15 protein-coding genes and 1 pseudogene are annotated in these 21,192 nt (G+C 66.2%); 11 read left to right on the top strand and 5 right to left on the bottom strand.

Translation table 11 applies throughout. The features are described 5' to 3' along the window. The first annotated feature begins 52 nt into the window (after positions 1–52). From EYW47_RS37995 to EYW47_RS37980, 4 genes are read left to right on the top strand one after another with little or no spacing between them, the layout of a single operon-like run. A complete protein-coding gene (locus tag EYW47_RS37995; protein WP_165976799.1) occupies positions 53–3,754 on the top strand; it encodes a DUF6519 domain-containing protein in 3,702 nt (1,233 codons plus the stop codon). Then, on the top strand, positions 3,724–5,664 hold the full coding sequence (locus EYW47_RS37990; RefSeq protein ID WP_205710229.1) for an eCIS core domain-containing protein: 1,941 nt from the start codon (positions 3,724–3,726) through the stop codon (positions 5,662–5,664). The genes EYW47_RS37995 and EYW47_RS37990 overlap by 31 nt, the downstream gene beginning before the upstream one ends. 37 nt (positions 5,665–5,701) lie before the next feature. Continuing rightward, positions 5,702–6,688: a glycosyltransferase family 9 protein gene (locus tag EYW47_RS37985; RefSeq protein ID WP_133199948.1), complete on the top strand. Its 987-nt coding sequence runs from the start codon at positions 5,702–5,704 to the stop codon at positions 6,686–6,688. 20 nt (positions 6,689–6,708) lie between these two features. Continuing rightward, a complete protein-coding gene (locus tag EYW47_RS37980) occupies positions 6,709–8,538 on the top strand; it encodes a methyltransferase domain-containing protein (protein ID WP_133199947.1) in 1,830 nt (609 codons plus the stop codon). A gap of 117 nt (positions 8,539–8,655) precedes the next feature. On the opposite strand, the gene EYW47_RS37975 is transcribed toward EYW47_RS37980, so the two are convergent. The 4 genes from EYW47_RS37975 to EYW47_RS37960 form a co-directional block, all read right to left on the bottom strand. After that, positions 8,656–9,555: a hypothetical protein gene (locus EYW47_RS37975; RefSeq protein ID WP_133199946.1), complete on the bottom strand. Its 900-nt coding sequence runs from the start codon at positions 9,553–9,555 to the stop codon at positions 8,656–8,658. 238 nt (positions 9,556–9,793) lie between these two features. Next, positions 9,794–10,996, bottom strand: a complete 1,203-nt coding sequence (locus tag EYW47_RS37970; protein WP_133199945.1) for a porin — start codon at positions 10,994–10,996, stop codon at positions 9,794–9,796. Positions 10,997–11,143: 147 nt separating this feature from the next. Next, complete coding sequence (locus EYW47_RS37965; protein WP_133199944.1) at positions 11,144–12,601, bottom strand: amidase; 1,458 nt, start codon at positions 12,599–12,601, stop codon at positions 11,144–11,146. Positions 12,602–12,678: 77 nt separating this feature from the next. Beyond that, a complete protein-coding gene (locus tag EYW47_RS37960; RefSeq protein ID WP_133199943.1) occupies positions 12,679–14,007 on the bottom strand; it encodes an MFS transporter in 1,329 nt (442 codons plus the stop codon). Positions 14,008–14,288: 281 nt separating this feature from the next. Between EYW47_RS37960 and EYW47_RS37955 the strand changes: the two genes are divergently transcribed. The 3 genes from EYW47_RS37955 to EYW47_RS37945 all read left to right on the top strand — a co-directional run bounded on the left by EYW47_RS37955 (position 14,289) and on the right by EYW47_RS37945 (position 17,122). Then, positions 14,289–15,191 (top strand): LysR substrate-binding domain-containing protein, encoded by a 903-nt coding sequence (locus EYW47_RS37955; RefSeq protein ID WP_133199942.1) that lies wholly within the window; start codon positions 14,289–14,291, stop codon positions 15,189–15,191. A gap of 168 nt (positions 15,192–15,359) precedes the next feature. Further along, the gene (locus EYW47_RS37950) at positions 15,360–16,286 is read left to right on the top strand and encodes a MoaF C-terminal domain-containing protein (protein WP_133199941.1); all 927 of its coding nucleotides are present in this window, start codon (positions 15,360–15,362) and stop codon (positions 16,284–16,286) included. Next, positions 16,283–17,122: an SDR family oxidoreductase gene (locus tag EYW47_RS37945; protein WP_133199940.1), complete on the top strand. Its 840-nt coding sequence runs from the start codon at positions 16,283–16,285 to the stop codon at positions 17,120–17,122. Before EYW47_RS37950 ends, EYW47_RS37945 begins: the two co-directional genes overlap by 4 nt. Positions 17,123–17,276: 154 nt before the next feature. Here the strand turns inward: EYW47_RS37945 and EYW47_RS37940 are convergent, their stop codons facing one another. Then, positions 17,277–18,080 carry an SDR family NAD(P)-dependent oxidoreductase gene (locus tag EYW47_RS37940; RefSeq protein ID WP_133199969.1) on the bottom strand — a complete coding sequence of 268 codons (804 nt, stop codon included), beginning with the start codon at positions 18,078–18,080 and terminating at the stop codon, positions 17,277–17,279. Between the two features lie 256 nt (positions 18,081–18,336). Between EYW47_RS37940 and EYW47_RS37935 the strand changes: the two genes are divergently transcribed. From EYW47_RS37935 to EYW47_RS37925, 4 genes and pseudogenes are all read left to right on the top strand, one after another. Further along, the gene (locus EYW47_RS37935) at positions 18,337–19,059 is read left to right on the top strand and encodes a helix-turn-helix transcriptional regulator (protein WP_133199939.1); all 723 of its coding nucleotides are present in this window, start codon (positions 18,337–18,339) and stop codon (positions 19,057–19,059) included. Between the two features lie 9 nt (positions 19,060–19,068). Then, positions 19,069–19,197, top strand: coding sequence for a hypothetical protein (locus EYW47_RS42535; protein WP_276322982.1), 129 nt, complete (start codon positions 19,069–19,071; stop codon positions 19,195–19,197). A gap of 217 nt (positions 19,198–19,414) precedes the next feature. After that, positions 19,415–19,774: pseudogene (locus EYW47_RS37930) on the top strand (aldehyde dehydrogenase family protein); the annotation flags it as partial. Between the two features lie 140 nt (positions 19,775–19,914). Beyond that, positions 19,915–20,853 (top strand): helix-turn-helix domain-containing protein, encoded by a 939-nt coding sequence (locus EYW47_RS37925; protein ID WP_133199938.1) that lies wholly within the window; start codon positions 19,915–19,917, stop codon positions 20,851–20,853. Positions 20,854–21,192 lie beyond the last annotated feature (339 nt).

Raw genomic sequence — 21,192 nt, 5'->3', positions numbered from 1 at the left:
TGTTGTTAATTAGTGTGGGCAGTCCCAGGTCAACAGTGACGAGGAGAGCGCCATGAAGGCCGACCGGAGTCGCGACACGTTCGATGCGCGCAAGCACTACCGCCGCGTGCTGCATCAGCAGGGCCGCGTCGTGCTGGACGCAGACGAGAACGAGCAGGTCTCGATCGATCTCGCCACCAGCGAGCGGACCCTGTCCGATGTGATCGGCCCCGCCGGCGTGCCGGAAACATCGCTGGCCGCGGGCTACACCGGCGGCTTTGCGATAGGCATTGCCGCTTCGACGAGTTCGAGCAGCCTCGGGAGCTTCAGCAGTTTCAGCAGCGTGAGCAGCTTAAGCAGTTTGAGTAGCTTGAGTAGTTTGGGCAGCTTGAGCAGCTTGAGCGGCACGTCGTCGGCGAGCGGCCAGTCCAGCAGCAGTGCGTCCGGCTATACGCCGCTGCCCGGCAACGACCTCACGATTGCGCACGGGCGCATCTATGTCGACGGCATCCTCGTCGTCAACGACGCGGACACGACGCTGCTCACGCAGCCCTGCTTGCCGCTCGCGGGCGACGCCGGCCCCACCGGGCTGGCGGGCGCGGGCGTCTACGCCGTGTATCTCGACGTGTGGGAGCGCGTCATCACGCCCATCGACGATCCATCGATTCAGGAGATCGCGCTGGGCGGGCCGGACACGTGCCTGCGCACGCAGGTGGTCTGGCAGGTGCGGCTAGGCATGATCGACACGGGCCACTATGGCATGTCGCCCGCATGCGCCGCGATCCCGCCGCCGTGGCCGCAGCGCACGAATCAGGGCATGCTGAGCGCGCAAACGGCCGCGCCGCCGACTGCCCCCGCGCCGTGCACGCTGCCGCCCGAGAGCGGCTACCGGAGCCTCGAAAACCAGCTGTATCGCGTCGAGATCGAAACGGCTGGCGGCTATGGCACCGCGACCTTCAAGTGGTCGCGCGAGAACGGCTCGGTGGTGTTCGGCGTGATGCCGGCGCCGGGCCAGAGCGCGACGGGCACCGTGAGCGGCAAGACCCTCTACGTGAGCTCGACCGGGCGCGATGCGTCGCTGGGCCTCGCGCCCGGCGACTGGGTCGAGTTGACGGACGACCGCGCGGAATTCCTCTACGGCCACGGCGAGCTGTTGCAGGTCGCGACCACCAGCGACGCGCAGATGACCGTCACGCTGCAGAACGCGCCCTCACAGCCGGTGCACCTCTCGCTGCATCCCAAGCTGCGGCGCTGGGACCAGACGCAGAACGCAGGGGCGACGGGCGTCGCGATTGCCGACGGCACGCCCATCGATCTGGAAAACGGCGTGCAGGTGCAGTTCTCGAACGGCGCATTCGCGGTGGGCGACTACTGGGTCGTGCCGGCGCGCACGGCCACGGCGCAGCAGGCGGCTGGCACCATCGAGTGGCCCGCCGATGCGTCGGGCAATCCCGTGCCGCAGCCGCCGCGCGGCATCGTTCACCACTACTGCAAGCTCGGCATCGTCGCATACGATGGCTACCTGTTCCAGCCGCCGCAGGGCGCGAGCGCCGTGGTCGACTGCCGGCTGTTCTTCCCGCCGCTGACCGGGCTCGACCTCTCGCAATGTCCCTGCACCATCACGCTGGAGCCCAACGCGAACTGGACCGCCCAGCTTGCCGCACTGTTCGCGAACCAGCCGGCTGCCGACGCGGAAATCTGCTTCGCGGCCGGCGAGTTCGACACCTCGCAGACGGTTGTGATCGCAACGACTGGCAACGTGAAGGTGACAGGCGCGGGAGCGGGCACGAAGATCGTCGGACAGAAGCTCGAAGCGGTGCTGCGCTTCGCGAACTGCGCGAGCGTGAGCGTGCGCGACCTGAGCGTCACCGCCACGCGCGCGGACACGCCGGTCGACGCCACGACGAAGCACATTGGCGGCGCACTCGAATTCGACGACTGCGGCGAGGTGAACGTCGAGACGGTGACGCTTGCCTGCGCGGGGGCGCTCAGCTCGGGCGCGGCGTGCCTCACGGTGCGCAACACGATCACGGCGGCCAACGCCGCGACCGGCGCGGGCACCGTGCGCGTGATGAACTCGCGCTTCACGGTCGGGCAGATGCAGTACGGGATCATGCTCGTGCACGTGCAGAAGGCGTTCGTGGAGGGCAATGAGTTGATCGGCAGTAGCACGAAGCCGCCGACGTTCCAGATCGCGCTGCAGAATCCCTTGTACCGCAAGCTCGTCGAGCGCGTGCTGATAGGCGGTGCGGCGACTGCCGCGGCGAAGGCGGTGGCGGTTGCGCCGGGTGCTGCTGCGGCACCTGCAGTTGCGCTTGCGCCTGCTGCTGCGGCTATGCCTGCAGTTGCGCCTGCACCCGCCGCTGCGCCTGCACCTGCCGCTGCGCCTGGACCTGCCGCTGCGCCCGCGCCTGCCGCCGCACCCGCTGCTCCAGCTGCTCCTGCCGCTCCTGCCGCTCCTGCCGCTCTTGCCGCTCCGGCTGCACCCGTCGCGCCGGCGGCGCGGCCCCTCGCTGCAGACCTCGCCGCGCCGCACGTGTCCCTTCCAGGGCTCGCGGCGGGAGCTGCCCCGGCGGCCCCGGCCGCGCCTGCCACCCCGGCCGCCACGCCCGCGCCCGCTACCGCCGCGGGGCCCCTCGCTGCCGATGTCTCCGCGCCGCACGTGTCCCTCCCGGGGCTTGCGGCCGGTGCTACCTCGGCGGCCCCGGCAGCGCCCGTGACGCCAGCCGCACCCGTTAGACCCGTCGCGCCAACCGTACCCGTATCGACAGCCGCGGCCGCCGCATCGATCGCCTCCACAGCGTCGATTCCGGTCAGCGTCACAACGACGGCTGTGGCCGGCGCGGTGGCGGCCGCCGCATCGGCAGCCGCCGGATCCTCATCCTCGTCGGCGGCCCCCGCAACGGCAGCCGCCGGGTCCTCGTCCTCATCGGCCGCCGCCGCGCCGCCCGTGCGCACCATCGCGCGGCTACCCAACACACAGGTGAGCGTCGGCAAGACGACGATCAGCTTCAACACGCCCGCACAGTTGAAGAACGTCTGGCAGACCTACGTCGATACCAACGCGCCGAAGGAATTCGCCTCGAACAGCGATCTGCTCAAGTACGTCAAGGCGGCCGCCTCGACGCTGCTCACGAATGCCACAGCACAAGCCCAATTCTCGGGATTCCAGAATATCTTGCGCTACTTCGAGAACACCCAGGTCTCGTCGGCGCGCGCAGGCATCGTCGTCGGCGGCCGTGCGTGCAGCGATTTGAACGTGAGCCGCAATACGATCGACGGCTTCATGCAGGGCGTCGCGGTGGGCTTGAGCCACCGCGAGACCAAGCCTGCGACGCCAGCCGATACGGCCAGCGCCGTGACGATCCGCGACAACGAGATCCAGGTGCTGATCGATCCCGTGCTCGGCCATGCGGCCGCGCGCTACGCGGTCTTCGTCGGCAATGCGGCCTCGCTGCTGATCGAGAACAATCGCGCGACATTCACGGTCGCTGCGCAGTCGGACATCGAGGCCGACGGCATCCGCGTGTTCGGCTATGCGGGCAAGCGGCTCATCGTTCGCCACAATCATTTGACGCACTTTCAGACCGGCGTGCGCGTTACCGTCGTGGCCTCGCCGGGGCATTACAACACGGTCGCGGGGCCCGAGCCGCAGATGTACCTGCTGCCGGTGCGGCGCCCAACGCAGTGGCTCGTGGCCGACAACGTGCTCGAGGCGACCCAGGTTCCCGTCGAGGCGCCGTCATGTTTGCTGATCGGAAACGTCCAGGCGTAAGCGAGGCACGACGCCCCGCGTACGCCGCCGGACCCTCGCGCGGCGAGAAGCGCGACGATGCGCTTGAAGCGCAAGCCGAGCGCATCGCGGCACACGCGATGTCCGGGCCTGGCTACACGGGCGAGCCGGCGCAGCCCGTCTCGCGTGCGGGGCCGCGCGACGGCGAGTCCTCGATCTCACACGCGGCGCATGCGGAAGATGCGGCACATGCGGCGCTCGATCCCGCGCTCGCCGGCACCGGCGCGCCGCTCGCGGCTGGCGTGCGTGCGGACATGGAGCGGCGCATCGGCTTCGACTTCTCCGCCGTGCGCATCCACAACGGCGCGGCCGCCGCACGGAGCGCGCAGGGCCTGAGCGCACAGGCGTACACCTTCGGCCCGAACATCGTGTTCGGCGCGGGGCAGTTCGCGCCGCATACGGCGCAGGGGCGGCATTTGCTTGCGCACGAGCTCGTTCACGTCGCACAGCAGGCGGGGTCTCCTCGCGTGCAGCGCAAGCCGACCGACCCCGACGAGCTGGCCGAAATCAGTCAGGAGGACGCCGCCGTGGCCGCGATGGCCAAGCGCGCGCTCGCATCGGGCAAACCCGAGTTCGGCGTGCACGAGGTGATGTGGAGAATCGTGAACAGCCGCCACCTCGACATGCACTTCGAGCTGAGCGGCAGTCACTACGACAAGTCGATCAAGGGCGTATCGGTGCAACTGGAGGGCAAGGGGACGCATGCGAGCGGCACCCTCGTTGCGGGCGACGATGCGCTCAAGCAAGTCGCGCAAGGCAAGGTCGAGCAGGTCGCGGCCGAGCTCGAAAAGCAGATTGGCCTTGTCGCCACCGCGCGAGGCGGCATCGACATCGTGTTCATCATGGGCGAGGACGACAACCAATCGAACCAGTTCTTCAAGGAGGCCAAAATATTTTTCAAGAAGGAGTATCCCAAGGCCACGATGTTCGATGATGTGCGCAGCTTCGAAGGCATCATCGAGCACGTCAACAGCGTCGGCAAGCCGGTCGCGAATCTGATTATCGTGTCGCACGCGAATGCGGACGGCACGCTCCAGTTCGTGATGACCGAAGACGAGGTGAGGGAACGCATCGCGACCAAAGATCCGAATAGACCCTTGCTGCCGTACTCGGAGCTCAAGGGCGCCAATGCCAGAGACCCTGGCGACAAGGGCGCGCTCCCGAGAGCCGACAAGGAGCTTGTCGGCGCCTGGACCAATGTGCTGATACGCGGCTGCAATCTGGGCCGCAGCGTTGAGATGCTCGGCGAAGTGCAAAAGGCGCTGGGCGGCAACGTGCGCGTGATTGCGCCAACCCATGCCCAGCACTACGGCGGCGGCGTCGAGTCGCTCGCCGATCCGTACTACGAAGAACCCGGCAAGAGCAAATTGGCCGACAAGGAGGCGCTCAAGCGCATCGAGGCGAAGCCCGAGTATGGCTTCGTGACCGACTGGAAGCGCATGGAGCCAGGGCTCGAGCGCGTCGACGACAAGGTCACCGAGATCATCGTCGACAACGTCATTCCGGCGCCCGGCCAGGAAATGGCGTACCTGAAACAGACGCAGCCCGACATGCCGGCCAAGGACTTCAAGTTCGACAAGTCGCACGTCGAGGGCAACAAGACGGCCTTCGGATACGTGCCCATCAACAAGTCCAAGGGCACGCCATTCGAGCTTCTGGCGGAAAATCCGCCGACCGAAGCCGACGCTATTGCAGAAGCGCGCAAGCGGACCCCGCGCCCGGACGCGTTCACGTACAAGATGCGCCGCGTGCGCAACGGATTGACGCTGAGGACCGTGGTCGACGTCGAGCGCACCGAGTGGCGGCTGCATCACAAGGACATCCGCAAGCGCGGCCAGCCGTTCAACCCGAGCCTCGGCAGGAAGCCGTGGTACGGCGACACCGACAACTGACGCGCGCGATGCACCACGGCGTCGAACGGGGTCCTTCATGAGAAAACTCATCCTGCGCAACTTCCAGTCGCCGGGCGACATCGTGATGCTGACGGCCGCCGTGCGCGATCTGCACGCCGCCTATCCGGGCGAATTCGCCATCGACGTGCGCACGCCATGCCCCGCGCTCTGGGAGCACAACCCGCACATCACACCGCTTGGCGAGCAAGAGCGCGATGTCGAAGTGCTCGACTGCCACTATCCGCTGATTCACCAGAGCAACCACACGCCGTATCACTTTCTGCATGGCTTTATCGACTACCTCAACGCGAGGCTTGGCCTTGCGATTCGCCCGACGCGCTTTTGCGGCGACATTCACCTTGCGCCGCGCGAAAAGCAGTGGATCTCGCAGGTCGAGGAGATCGTGCATTGGCCCATGCCGTTCTGGATCGTCGTGGCGGGCGGCAAGCGCGACTTCACCATCAAGTGGTGGGCGCATGAGCGCTATCAGGCGGTGGTCGATCACTTCGCCGGCAAGATCGCGTTCGTCCAGGTGGGCGAGGGCGGCCACGAGCATCCGTTGCTGCGCAATGTGATCGACTTGCGGGGCAAGACGGATTTGCGCCAACTGGTGCGACTCGTGCATCACGCCCAGGGCGTGCTGTGTCCCGTCACGCTGCTGATGCATCTCGCGGCGGCCGTCGAGGTGCGGCCGGGCATGCCGAAGAACCGGCCATGCGTGGTCGTCGCGGGAGGGCGCGAGCCGCCGCACTGGGAGGCGTATCCGCATCACCAGTTCCTGCATCGCGCGGGCGCCCTGCGATGCTGCGACGACGGCGGCTGCTGGAAGTCGCGCGTGCGCGCGCTCGGCGACGGCTCGCCGCAAGACCGCGTCGAGCATCTGTGCGTCGACACGGTGGGCGCTCTGCCGCGCTGCATGGACATGATCAGCATCGGCGACGTGATTCGCGCGATCGAGCTGTATTTTGCCGGCGGAGCGATCGATGCCTTGCCGCAGCGCGCGGAAAAGCCGGTGTATGCATAGCGATCCTAAGGAGCGGTGCGATGGCCTCTGCAAACGAACGCGAGCTTTCCGTGGCGATCTACCTGTGCGGCGGATTGGGCGACGTGATCGTGTCTGGCCGGTTCGTGCAGCAACTCTTCATTGCGGCGGGGTATCCGCGCATCGACGTGTACTACCACACGCCGGACGTGGCGCGCTTCGTCTTCAACGCTGCGCGCTTCGTGAAGGGCGTCTATGCCGATTCCGCGCTGCGCGACGCGCGCCATGCCTATCACGCGGTGATCTTCGTCGCGCAGTTCGTGCGCTATGAAATCCTGAAGCGCGACGAGGTCGAACGCCTGAGCCCCGCGCTCCTGAATATCGCCGACGAAGCGGACAAGCGCCTCGCGCAATACCGCGGCTTGTTCGACCGCCACCCGCTGCTCGACGGCCTCTGGGGGCGCTTGTCCGCGCAGGCCGGGCGCAACGTCGTCGCCAATCTGGGCTTTCTTGGAAATTTGCCGATCGACGCGTCCACTGCCACGTTCCTCGCGCCCGACCCCAACCGCATCGCGCTCGCCGACAAGCTGCTGGCGGGGGCAGGCACGCCCTACGTTACCCTGCACGACGGCTTCGACAACCTGCAAGGCCCGGCGCCCGGCCAGGCCACCAAATGCTGGCCGCTCGAACACTGGGCGCGCCTGGTCGACTGCCTGCGGGCGAGCGTGCCGGACCTGCGTCTCGTTCAGGTGGGCGGCAACAAGAGCCGGCATATACCCGGGACCGACGTCGATCTCGTGCAGCGTACCGATCTGCATGAAGTGGCGTGGGTCATCAAGCATGCGCTATTGCACATCGACACCGATTCGGGCCTCGTGCATATGGCGAGCGCGCTGCACACGCAATCCGTCGCGCTGTTCGGGCCGACGCTCGGGTCCTATTTCGGTTATCCGGGCAATATCAACTTGTCGGCGGGATCGTGCGGCGGCTGCTGGTGGTCGACCCCCGAATGGCTCGCGCAATGTCCGCGCGGCCTCGCGCAACCGGCCTGCATGGCGGCGGTGGCGCCGGAGTACGTCGAGCGCTGCGCGCTGCCCGCGCTCACGGCACGCCGGGCCGAGCGGCCGCGCCACACGCTCGTCGACGCGCGGCTCTACGACAGCGCGCTGCACACGCAGCGCGCCGCAGTGCTCGACCAGCTCTTCACGCAACTCGACATCGCGCCGGTGCCGATCACCGCGCATGCGCGGCGCGAGGACGTCGGCCTCTACATTCATGCGTCCAAGCAGTGGGAGTATCTCTACGTCGAGCGGCGCATCGAGGAGCGCTTCGGCGCGAACCGCTGCAATCTCGCGATCGCCGACATCGGCGGCGGGCGCGGCGCGCTCACGCCGTATCTCGCGGCGCGCGGGCATCGCGTTCATCTCTACGATATCGACTACCTGTGGGACGCCGGCGGCGACGAGCGCGTCGAGCGGCGGTTTCTCGCGTGGGCGGCGCGCGAGCGGATTGGCGCGCAGTTCGCGTCGCTCTACAACCTGCCCGCCGAGGACGCGAGCTTCGACGTGGTGCTGAGCGTGTCGGTCGTCGAGCACATCGTCTACAAGCAATACGCGCTGAAGGAGGCGCTGCGCGTGCTCAAGCCAGGCGGCCTGCTGATTCTCACCTTCGACTACGCGGCCGGACCGGACCGCTTCGAGGACGGCATGCGCCGCGAGATCTTCGACGCAAAGCGCCTGAACGATGCGCTAGCCGCGCTGGGGCTGAGCGGTGCAGGCTTTGGCGAGGCTGCGCTCGAGCGCAGCCTCAGGGATATCCGTCGCGACGGCGTGCTAGGTATTCCGGATGGCATGACGGTTGGAGGGATCGCCATCGTCAAGGAGGCCGTGTAGCGCGAGGGGTTTGCCTGTCGACGCAATTATCCGGACCTTCGCGAAGTACGCGGCAGATCGCCATGATGCAGCGGACGTTGCCCGTTGCATGGCCCTGGGCGGCGTTGACAGGCCCGTCTATTGCACCGTTTGCTGGCGCTGGTACTCGTTCTTCTTCATCTGCAGATACTCCGACCGATCCAGCTCATGCAACTGTCGTGGGTACTGCTCCGTTGCATCGAACCATGTCGCAAAGCGCTGATCGGCGCGTTTGTCGGCGGGAACGGCGAGCGAACCCAGAAAGGCGTCGATGGAGAGGTAATAACGCATGGTATTGCGCTCGACGAGGCCGCGCACACCGCCGATGTAATCGCCGTCCGGCGCCTTCGTGAAGCCCACTTTCGCGCTGCCTATGGTCGCGAGATAGGTTTTCATCGCAATGCGTCCTGCCGTGCCGAATCCATACGAATACGTCAGGTGCAGGAACGTGCGCCCTTTGCCGATATCGACGGCTTCGAGCACGATGCGGTAGTCCTTCGTGCTGAGCGGTCCCTTCGCCGCGCTCAGGTCGACCTCGAAGTAGCCAGGACTCGTGGTCACCGAGCGGTAATTGAACTGCACGCGGAACGTGTCACCGAGTTCCTGTTCCGTTTTCCTGCCGACGTTCATGCTGATGATCGCGCCGTTGCTGCCTGTCGTGGCATGGCAGTACTTCGTGTTCAGATGCAGGATCAGCACTTCGCACCAGTTCGCGGGCCCTTGTTTGGGGTCGTTGAATGCGCTGTTGACGGTTGCGAACGGGTAATCGACGACGGCGTAAATATCCCCCTTGAGCGTGTTCTGCGATTCTTCCGAGTCCAGATGGATCGGGCGCTGGAATACATTCGAATTGAGCTGTGGCACGAGCGTATCGTACGTGGCCCTGAGCGCGGCCGCGTTATCGTCGGCCCATGCCGGCACGCCGAACGAGAGGCCCAACAGCGCGAGCGCCATGAGTGAGAGCCATATGGAGAGATTCCTGATCCGCTGTGCGCTCATGACAGCACGCTCCCGCTGGGTTGGGCAATTTACGCGCTAATATAGCAGGGTCGTCAGCGGACATAGCTAGCTTGCTTTGGTGCGGGGTTTGGGGTGTTGGCCTTTGCTTGTATTCGCGTCGGTCTATTAGTGCCGCCCCGCACAGGGGCAACGCTAATAGACCGACATGAAAACAAGGAAAAGCCAACACCCCATGAGCCACGACAAAAAACCCTGATCGCCCCACCAAAACACTCACTCAGAACTTATGCCTGAGCCCGACACGAACGACTGCCTGCTTCTCGTCGGCGGACGCCGAGGGCCCGTTGATTGCCGCCACGGCGGCATGCCCTGTCGAATCCGTCCCTGAAGCCTTCTGATAGACCCCAATCAGATACACATCGGTACGCTTCGAAAGAAGATAATCGACCCCCGTAGCGAACTGGTTATACGACGCGCCGCCTTGCCCGCCCGTCGAGCCGCCGCGGGTATAGTCGTACGCGGCCCCCCAAAGGAGCGCCGGTGTGAACTGATAACGGAAATTGACTTCGACATTATTGAAGGTCGCCGTTCCATTCAGACCACGTGGATTAGGCCCCGACGAAAGATCGCCCAGATCGCGAAAGCGCGTATTCGAGTAAACGACGCCCAGCGTCGCCGAGCTGATCGTATAGGCCGCCGCCGCGTCGGCCACCGCCAGCGATTTCGCGGACGCATAACCCGAATAGACAGGCGAGACCATATTGCTGCCAGGCACGCCGTTGACAACGGCCGCGGGACTCCCGCCGCTGCCGAAGAACGAGGTGTTCGGGTTCTCGACGTCCAGATAGCCTGCCCCGAGTGCAAGCGAGCCGTTCGCGTATCCCGCCGTCACCGACCAGATCCGGTTGCGCGCGAAGTCGCCCGCGACGCCGCCGGGACTGAACATGCCCTCGACCGTGACGCCCGCATAAGTGTTGCTCGTGAACTTGATGGCGTTGTTGGTCGAGTTGGTGTTGTTGATGTTATCGAGGTCGCCCGGATGCGCGACCATATAGCCGCCCCATTGGCCACCGGCTTCCATCGTGCCGAGAATATCGACATTGGTGTCGTACTGCCGGCCGAGCGTGATCGTTCCGTACGGCGAAGCAATCCCCACATAGGCCTTCTTGCCGAACAGCAAGCCGCCCTGGCCCAGCTTGCCGGTGCTCGCGTCGAAGCCGTTCTCGAGCACGAAGATCGTCTTGAAGCCGCCGCCCAGGTCTTCGGAGCCTCGCAGCCCCCAGCGGCTTTGCTGCATCACGCCGCTCAAAAGACGCACTGCGCTGTGCCCGGAGACGCCGCCGCCGGGATTGGCCGTGGCCGCGTTGCTGAAGTAGCTGATGCCCTCGTCGATGATGCCGTACAGCGTGACGGAGCTTTGTGCGTGCACGCATGCGGGCGCGGCCATGGCGGCACAAACTGCGAGTAGCGCTTTTTTCATGTGGTCTGACGCTCAGGTTGGAGTTGCGAGAAGCGAGGGCGCACCGCGCAGCGCGGGCGCAAGGGGCCAGGCGGCCGTGTGAGGGCCGCCGGCGGTAATGCGGGGGATGCCGATGTCGCCAGAAGGGCGCGACAGCGCGCGGCAAGCTCAGGCGCCGATCACGCTCGGGCGCGCTTGGCGATGTGCTGCCGCCTTCTCATAGGCATGGCCGAGTTGCAGCACGCCCCAGTCGTCGCGAAAGCGCCCGGCGATCTGCATGCCGATGGGCAGGCCCGTCGCGCTGAATCCGCAGGGCACGGCGAGCACGGGCGATTCGGTCGAGGACAGATACCAGCAGATGCGCATCCAGTCGATATACGACGTATGGGTCTGCCCCATGAACGACTGGGGCCAGCGCAAACCGGCGTCGAACGGCAGCATTTGCGTGGCGGGCAGCACGTAGAACGGGTGCTGGTTCATGAACTCGCGCATGCGCTGGAAGAGCGCGGTCTTGCGCACGAACATCTGGCCGAGGTCCGCGCCGCTCAGCGAGCGGTGCAGCCGGCATTCGTCCTCGATCTCGGGCTTGAGCAGCGCCTGACACTGTGGGTCGAGCTGCTGCACGAGCGTGCCGATCATCCAGGCGCGCTCGATTCTGAAAACGTCTTCGGCATCGGCGAGATCGGGGTCGGCAAACACGACCTCGCAGCCGAGCGACTCGAAAACGCTCGCCTGGGCCTGGACGGTGCGCTGGATCTCCGGGTCCACGGGCACGCCGGCAAGTCCGGAGGAAAACGCCACGCGCATACCGCGGAAATCGCGCTGCAAGGGGCGTGAGAACAGCGCGCCCGGCTCGCCGAGCTCGGTGGCCGTCTCTGCGCTCGGCCCGGCAATCGCGCTCAGCAGCAGCGCGGTGTCCTCGACGTTGCGCGCCATCGGGCCATCGACGCCTAGCGTCGTCCATGCGTTGAGGTCCGGCGCGCGCGGCACGCGTCCTGGCGACGGCCGCAGGCCCACGACGCCATTCCACGCCGCCGGATTGCGCAGCGAGCCGCCCATGTCGCTGCCGCAGGCGAGCGGATTCATGCCGCACGCAACGGACGCGGCCGCGCCGCCGCTGCTGCCGCCCGCGGACTTGCTCAAATCCCACGGGTTGCGCGTCGTGCCGAATACCTCGTTGAACGTATGCGAGCCCGCGCCGAATTCAGGCGTATTCGATTTGCCGATCATGAGCGCGCCCGCCGCGTCGCAGCGCCGGACGATCAGCGCGCTGTGCTCGGGCACGTGGTGCTCGAACGCTTTCGATCCGAACGTCGTGCGCACGCCGCCTGTGGCCGTCAGGTCCTTCTGCGATACGGGCAGACCGTGCAGCGGGCCTTGCCATTCGCCTTGCGCCCAGCGCGCATCGATCGCGCGCGCACGCTCGCGCAGGCTCTCGGTGTCCGGAATCGTCACGAGCGCGTTCACGCGTGGATTGACGGCCTCGATGCGCGCGAGATGGGCGTCCAGTATCTCGGCGGCGCTGACTTCGCGTTTGCGCTGCAGGTCCAGCAGCGTCACCGCAGAAGCTTCGCATAACGAATCGGATGAAACGGCGGGGGGGAAGATCGGCGACGTGTCGTACATGGTAGGGCGTTCAGATTAAAGGTTATACAGGTGCGAAGCTAATCGAATCGGCGAGCGCGATATCGTTGCTTTAACAATTAGATTTCCTCGCGGGTGCGATCCGCGATGAACGCGAGCGGGACCAGCGAAATCACTCCGCACACGATCACGTACCACGCGGGTGCGTTCGGGTTGCCGGTCGCGCCAATGAGCCAGGTCACGAAGAATTGCGCGAAGCCGCCGAAGATCGACACGCCCGCCGCATACGAAAGCGAAAGCCCCGTGGCGCGCGTGCTGCGCGGAAACAGCTCGGGGAGCAACGGGCCCGTGGCGCCCGCGTTGATGGAGTGCAGCGCCGCGAGTGCGCAAACGACGAGATAGAGCGTCGCGACCGAGCCCGCGTGACTGATCGCGAGGAAACCCGGCAGTATCAGCAGCGTCAACGCGGCTCGCGAGTAGCCGGTCACGCGTTTGCGGCCGAAGCGGTCCGACATGAGGCCGCCGATGGGCGAGACGACCAGCATCACGGCGCCCGAGAGAATGCCGCACCACATGGCGGTGTCCATCGGCAGGTGCAGGAACTTGATCGCGTACGTGGACATGTAATAGAGGACGATGAAGCGCGCGGAGGTCCCGCCGATCACGAGCATGAGCGCGAAGAGCAACTGCATCGCGTCGCGCGTGAGCACGGTGCGCAGCACGCCTTGCTGCTTGTGGGCCCCGTGGCCGGCCCGCGCATGGACGTTGGCGCCGGACTCCTCGTGGCCGATGCGCGCGCGCAAATAGAGGCCGAGCGGCGCGATCAGCACGCCGGCGAGGAACGGCAGGCGCCAGCCCCAGCTTTCGAGCGCGGCCGTGTCGAGAAAGTGCGAAAGCAGGAAGCCGACGAACGAGCCGGCGAGAGCCGCGGCGCCCTGGCTCGCGAATTGCCAGCTCGTGATGAAGCCACGCCGGCTCGCGCTCGCGCGCTCCGCAAGCAGCGTCGTGGCCACGCCAACTTCGCCGCCCGCGGAAAAGCCTTGCAGCAGTCGGGCGGCCAGAACAAGAATGGGCGCCGCGATGCCGATGCTTGCGTAGGTGGGCGTGAGGCCGATCAGTGCGGTGCCGAGCGCCATCGTGAGCAGCGTCAGGTTCATCGCGACCACGCGCCCGAAGCGGTCCGCGAGCAGGCCGAACATCACGCCGCCCAAAGGCCGCGCGACGAAGCCCACACCGAATGTGCCGACCGAGAGCAGCAATTGCTGCTGCGCCGAGGCGAGCGGGAAGAACAGCTTGCCGAGCAGCACGGCAAAGAAGCTATAGACCGTGAGATCGAAGAATTCGAAGGCGTTGCCGATCGTCGTGGCGACGATCAGGCCGCGCGTCGAGATGGCGGTTGGCGCGGCAAGCGTGCCGGGTGCAGCGGTGCTGATTGACGTTGACTTCATGAACGGCATCCCTGTCTTGAGTGAAACGTTCGTCTGGACGGCACTGCGCCGCCATTGGCGCGATGTCGCGAGATTGGCGCAGGCGCGCTTCACGACAGGAAGAGTCTAGGGAGACAAAATAAAGGCACCGAGTTGCTTTTTCTTATTGTGATAACACCGGGTTATCGCAGGACCGTCGCCTGCCCGCGGCGATCCGGGCTAAGCCTCATGGCCATGCGGGTTCACCCGATGTAGCATCGCCCGGCATCTGCCACTCACCAGACGAACGCGGGGGCCCGCCCTTGAAACACAACCAGCTGCGCGCACTCGTTGCGATTGCCGAACACGGCAGCCTGCGTGCTGCCGCCAAAACGCTGTGCCTGTCGCAACCGGCGCTCACGAAGGCCATACGGGAGTTCGAGCAGGATCTCGGCGTGCCGCTCGTCGCGCGCAATGCGCGCGGCGCGCAGCTCACGCCATTCGGCCGGGCCATCTACGCGCGCGCGAAGCTGATCCTCGCGGAGATGCAGCATGCGCGCGAGGACGTCTACCGCCTGTCGGGCATGGAGGGCGGGGTGGTGTCGTGCGCGGTCACGCCGCTGATGTCGCTGAAGTATCTGCCGCGCGCGATCCGCACGTTCAGGCAGCGCATGTCGACGACGCGTCTCTCGGTGCAGGAGGGGTTCCTGACACAGGCCATGGCGGGCGTGCGCGACGGCACACTCGACTTCGCCATCGCGATCGTCGACGAGGAGAAGATCACCGGCGAATTCCAGTTCCGGCCGCTCCTCGAAGCGGAGCTGATTATCTCGGCGCGCAAGGGGCATCCGCTCGCGCAGGCGCGCTCCATCTTCGATCTGGCCGGCGCCGAGTGGATGCTCAATACGACGCCGGAGAGCCTCGGGCGCGTATTGCAGGACTATTTCGTGAGCGCGGGCGCCGCGGCGCCGCGCGTGGTGATCGAATGCAGCTCGTTTAGCGCGAGCTTTTCGCTGTCGTCCAATAGCGATCTGCTCTCGTGCTGCCCAAAGAGCTTTCTCGAAGCCGCATGGTTCAACGATCGCGTCGTCGCCTTGCCGGTGGAGGAGCGCTTGCCGCGCGTCTCGGTCGGCATCATCTCGCGGCGCGATGCGCTCAACACCGCGGCCTGTGACTATCTGATCGACTGCTTCGCGGAGGCCGTCGCTTGCGCGCCGCCTTTCTAGAGCCGGGGGGCGAACGAGATGGCTGGGGCCGCCGAAGGCGCGCGGCTTGTCATCCTTCTGGTCGATGCCGCGCGCGAGGCTGTCTTCGTAGAGTGAGGGACGCGCCGCCTTCGCCCATGGCGAACGGCGTGGCGTGCCCGTTCAACGAGCCAGTCAGGAGTCCAGCCCATCATGTCCGAACCCGTATTCATTCAGGTCGGCGCGCTTGCCGAAGGCTTTGCGCCGGCGAGCCATATTCTTCAACCCGTGAGCGACCTCGAAGGCCGCACGTTCGCGCTGCACTACGCGGACGGCACCGCGGACACGCTGTATTTCGCGGGAGCCCAGAGCGTCGAAGTCGAGCGTGCGCTCGCGGGCGCGGCTGAATCAACCAGCTCGGCCAGCTCGGCCAGCTCGGCCAGCTCGGCCAGGTTGGGCAGGTCGGCCAACCCGGCACAGCCGCGCGAGCGGCATGCGTGCCGCGTGACCTCGGTGCGCGACGGCATTTATTTCGTCGACTACCTGGGCGCCGATGAGCGTCTGCTCGACGACGAAGGCAAGCCGCGCGCGGCCGCCACGAGCTATGTGCTCGACTTGAACAGGCAATTGTGCACGGCCGTGATCGGCACCTTGCCGAGCGAAGCGCAAACGCGTATCGACGCCTTCACGCGCGTCGAGCACGGTATGGAGCTCACGGGCGTGCAGGTCCAGCTGCGCCACGGCCGCATCGGCGCGCAGGGCACGGCGCAAGCGCCGCTTCATGCACCCACGCGCGAGCTCATCGGCATGCGCAACCTCTACACCTATAGCGCGACCGAACGCTACGAGCACATCTATCTGAACGAGAACTTCTACGCGTGGCAATGCCTCTCGGGTGTGGAAGCGGGGCTCGCCGACGTGGACCGTTGCCACATGATCGGCATCGACGCGAAGCTCTATCTGTTCGTGTGGCGCGAGAAGATCGTGCCCACGCTTGGCGTGGTGATGATCGACCTCGAACGCATGAAGACCGACGGCAAGATATTCGGCTACCAGGGCAGCCGCTTCGATGCGCTCTCGAATTTCCCGGTGGGTGCACATGCACAGGTGCTCAACGTGACGCGGCATCCGTCATGACAGGCGCGCCGCATTTGTCGGGCGATTTCCCGCGCGATTTCCCGGCCGATTTCGCAGGCCGCACGGTGCTCGTGACGGGCGGCGCGCAGGGCATCGGGCGCGGCATCGTCGAGGCGTTTGCGCGGCGCGGTGCGAACGTGGCCGTTGCCGACCTCCACGCGCAAGCCGCGCGCGAATGGCTCGTGCACGAACGCTTGCCTGCCGCGCCAGCCGGGCAAGCGGAGGCGGTGCATCGTGCCTACGACGTCGATCTTGCGGAACACGACGCCGCCGTGGACCTGGTCCGGCGCGTGGAGGCCGACTTCGGCCGGCTCGACGTGCTCGTGCACAACGCCGCGTACTTTCCGCTCACGCCGTTCGATGCGATCACGCCGGCCGTGCTGGCGCGCACGCTCGCCGTCAATCTGGCTGCGCTCTTCTGGCTCGCGCAGGCCGCCACGCCCGCGTTCGTGCGCCGCGGCGGCGGGCGCGTGCTCGTCACGTCGTCCGTGACGGGGCCGCGCGTGGCGTACCCGGGGCTCGCCCATTACGCGGCGTCCAAGGCTGGCGTGAACGGCTTTATCCGCGCGGCGGCGCTCGAACTGGCGCCGCACCGGATCACGGTCAACGGCGTCGAGCCCGGCATGATCCGCACCCCCGCGATGAACAAGCTCGGCGACGCGGCGCTGAGCGCGCGCATCGCCAATGCGGTGCCGCTCGGGCGCCTTGGCGAGCCGCACGATATCGCCGGCGCGATGCTGTATCTGGCGTCGGAGCATGCCGCCTATGTGACGGGGCAGACGATCGTGGTGGACGGCGGCGCGACGCTGCCCGAGGCGTCGGCCGCGTTCGCGTGAAGTGATCCGGTGCTTGCGCGGCGGGCACGCCGCCTGAAAGGGAGAGGGCGGCCCGCAGGCCGCCTTCTGACGCTCTCTAGTGCCCTCTAGTGCTCTCCAGCGCTCTCCGGCGTTCTCCGGCGTTCTCCGGCGCTTTCCGCCGCTACCCGGTGCCTTAGATCCGGTCGAAGGCCAGCGTGGGGACATCGACGATCGACGAGCCGCCGTCCGCGACGATGGTCGCCCCGGTCACGATCGATGCAGCGGGCGAGGCGAGAAACGCGCAGACGCTGGCGATTTCGTCGGCACGCGCGGCGCGCCGCAACGGCACATCGGCGCAGACGCGCGCATAGGCTTCGTCGAGCGTGTCGCCGTGGTGCGCGATGAGCGGCTGCATCTCTTCGTCGGCCATCGGTGTGCGGACCCAGCCGGGGCAGACGGCATTCACGCGCACGCCGTGCGGACCGTAGTCGCGCGCAAGCGAGCGCGTGAGGCCGATGAGCGCGTGCTTGGCCGTCGTGTAGCCGCACACGGCTGGCCCCGCCGCGAGCGATGCGATCGACGCGACCAGCACGATCGCGCCGCGGCGCGCGATCAGTTGCGGCAGGCACGCGCGCGCGCTCACGAACGCGGTGTCCAGGTTCGCGCGCATCGCGGCGGCCCATGCGGAGTCGTCGGTCTCGGTGGCGCGGCCGGCGCCGAGACCGCCCGCGCAGGCGATCAGGGCGCCGATGCCGCCTTGCGCGTCCAGTTGCGCCGCGATGCGCGCCCAGTCGGCGGGGCTCGCGGCATCGCCTTCGAGCACGAGGCCGCCGGTCTCGGCGGCGACGCGCTCGAGCGGCGCGCGCCGCCGTCCGATCAGCGCGACGCGCGCGCCCTGGGCTGCGAACAGGCGCGCGCAGGCTTCGCCAATGCCGGTGCCGGCGCCGGTGATGACGACGTGGCCTGTGCCTCGGTGGCCTGCGTCGGGCTGGCCCATTTCGGGCAGGCCCATTCGGAGCTGGCCCATGCCGCGCGTGGAGTTGGGGGTCATGCCGGTGCCTCCTGAGTGTCTCGGTGAACGTGGGGCGAGCATAGGCAACGCGCGCGCGGCGGCCTATCGGGCAAAAGGATGACAAGGCGCGACGACGAGCCGTGATGACACGGCGTGCGGCATTTGCCGATTAGGGCTCACGCGCTGCGAAGGTTCGTGCGTAGCATCGAACGACTGTCGACACGCAACTGGAGGTCCGGCCATGCATACGGATACGGAAAGCCGCGCCGCGCTCGAGACGGCTGTCGCCACGCTGGCGGGCTTCTTGCGCCCGGGCGCGACGGTCTTCTACCGCATCGGCGCCAACCATGAGCCGTCGGGCTTCGAGTTGTTCGGCCTTGCGGAGACGATGCACCGGACATGGCTGCAACGCTATTGCGTGCTCGACCCCATGCATCCGTCGCGCTGCGCGCAGCAGCACGGCAACGTGCTGACGCTCGGCGGCGAGCTGCCGGAGACACTGCGCGACGCATCGGTCTACTGGAGGCGCTTTCTGAAGCCTTACAGCGTGATCGACGTGATGGAAGTGCTGCTGCGCGAGCAGGGCCGCGTGGCCGCCGCGTTCTCGCTGCTGCGCTTTGCACCCGACGCGCCGTTCAGCGAAGCCGAGATCGCGCACGCGAACCGGCTCCAGCCGCTGCTCGAGTTGGCACTGGCGCCCACGTGGCGCCGCGAGCCCGCGCTGCACGCCGCGCCATCTGCAACCCACGCAACCCACGCTCCGCCGCACGCTGCGTGCGCCGCGCCGCGTCTCACGCAGCGCGAGGAGCAGATCGCGCGGCTGGTGCGAAACGGCCTGTCCAACAAGGCGATTGCGCGCGACCTCGAACTGTCCCAGCCCACGGTCAAGACCCACTTGCTGCGGATGTTCCGCAAGCTCGGGGTCTCGAGCCGCACCGAGCTGATCGGTGCGTTGTTTCTGTAACGAGCCATTTTGCCGGGCTGGAACGGCGTGGCGATCGGTGTGACCTGCCTGATGCGGATCGGCGTCGCGCTGCGGCTGGATTCGCAATACGACGAAGGCATGGCAATCGGTGCAGACACCCACCGCGGCTGCACATGAACACGATGTGAGTACCAAATCATGATGGATTTGCCTCCTGCATCGGCATCACATCTGATCATCGAGCGACCAGACTGGCAGACCCGGCGTCAGCGTGTGGCGTATGGCTCTTTTTCTGCGCTGTTCCGGGCGTTCTGGGGCGATCTGTGGCTGCCGCTCCTGACCGCAGTGGGCTGGCGGGCTCACCTTGCTTGCGTGAGGCGAGCGCGTGGCTGGCCCGGGTTACTATGTGTGCCCGACGGTTATCGCGGATGTGCCCGCGGATGCCTCGATCGTTCGCGAAGAAGTGTTCGGACCGGTGCTGGCACTCGTGCCGTTCGACGACGCCGAACATGCGCTGCGGCTTGCCAACGATTCGCCATACGGTCTCGCGGCCAGCTTGTGGACGAACGACCTGCGCGCCGCCATGAACCTCGTGCGCGAGATCGACGCCGGCACCGTGTGGGTGAATCCCCACGTGCCGCTCGATCCGGGCATGCCCTTCGGCGGCATGAAGCAATCGGGCATGGGCCGAGAATTCGGCAATGGCGCGGTCGAAAACTTCACGGAGACGAAGTCCGTTTGCATTGCGCATTAGGGCCTGTTATTGGCGGGAGCAGGCGCTCAATTCAATCTCGCTCGCGCGAAACAGGAAAGTTAGAATAAAAACACGGCATGGCGCGTTTCTGGGCGACGCTTGCCGGCAGGCGCGAATCGGGCGGGCGGAGATTGGAAAAGATGGAATTCAGGGTTCGGTCGATGTCCGATGTGCATGACCATTCGCTGGCGGTGAATGGGTGGGAGCAGGTCTATAGCCAGCTCACTCCGGGCCGCTTCGAAAGCACGGTCATGCAGGCACAGACGCCCGATTTCCTGTTCTTCCGCGAAACGACGAACCGCAGTGTCGCGCAATCCGGTGTTGCACCCGTTGGGTTTTCTTCGCTCGCGTTGCCTTTCCAGCGCCCGGTATCGGGGACCTTCCAGGGATGCAGGCTCGACGGCTACGCGCTCTGGCTGCTCGGCTCGGCCGAGGAGTTTCGCTTCTACACGCCTGAAACGCTGCATTATCTGGGCGTCAGCATTCCCGCCGCCGACATGCACACCCACGCTGCCGCCATACTGGGCGACAAGGCCGAGGCGCTGCTCGCGCGCAATGTCGTGCCGGTCGCCTGTGGGGAGGGCGAACGCGTGGCGGTCGAACTGGCCCGCTTCCTCGATGCTTTTCAACAGCAGCCTGAAGCATTCGAAAACCCCGTGGCCAGCAAGCGTTTCAGGGACGAAATCCTCAGCATGCTGCTTGAGCTCTTCGATCGCGATAGTGCGGGAAAGCGCGATGTCACGCACTCGACCTACGCGGAAATCGTCCGGCGCAGCGAGCGCATGCTTAGTGAGCGCGCAGAGGAACCGCAGACCGTTCTCGATCTTTGCGTGGCGCTGCGTTGCAGCCGCCGCACGCTGCAGACCAGCTTTCAGCGCGTGGCGAACGTCACGCCTGTCGAATATCTGCGGGCGATGCGCCTGAACGGCGTGCGTCGTCTCCTGCGCTCGACGAGCCAGGACGAGCTCATGGTGGGAGATGCCGCCGCGCAATGGGGCTTTACCCATCCCAGCTACTTCGCCCGCGAGTATCGGGACCTGTTTGGCGAGCTTCCGTCACAGACGCCGCGCAGGGGCTGAACCGCGCGTCATTCGTTGGGTGCCACTTCTTCAGTAGGTAACCGTCACATTCAGCGTAGCGACCCCAGAAATAAATATTTCAAAATCCCTTGACGGGTCGTTCTGGGGTCTTCATAATTCGCCTCCTTCGCTGATCGCTGCGAACGAAAACGAAGCGATTAAGACGAATTGCTCTTTAAAAATTTACAGCCGATAAGTGTGGGCGCTTGATGGATTCAGCGGCCTGACCGGTTCTTCGGAACGGGTTGGGAGTAGCGAAAGTATCAAGAGTCTCACACGAAAGTAAGTCAGGTTTTTGAATTTATTCAAATTCCTGTCAGCTTTGAGTGAGCGACCGGT

Source organism: Paraburkholderia silviterrae (assembly GCF_004353915.1).
Lineage (GTDB): Bacteria > Pseudomonadota > Gammaproteobacteria > Burkholderiales > Burkholderiaceae > Paraburkholderia > Paraburkholderia silviterrae.
This window is presented reverse-complemented; position numbering and strand designations above follow the sequence as displayed.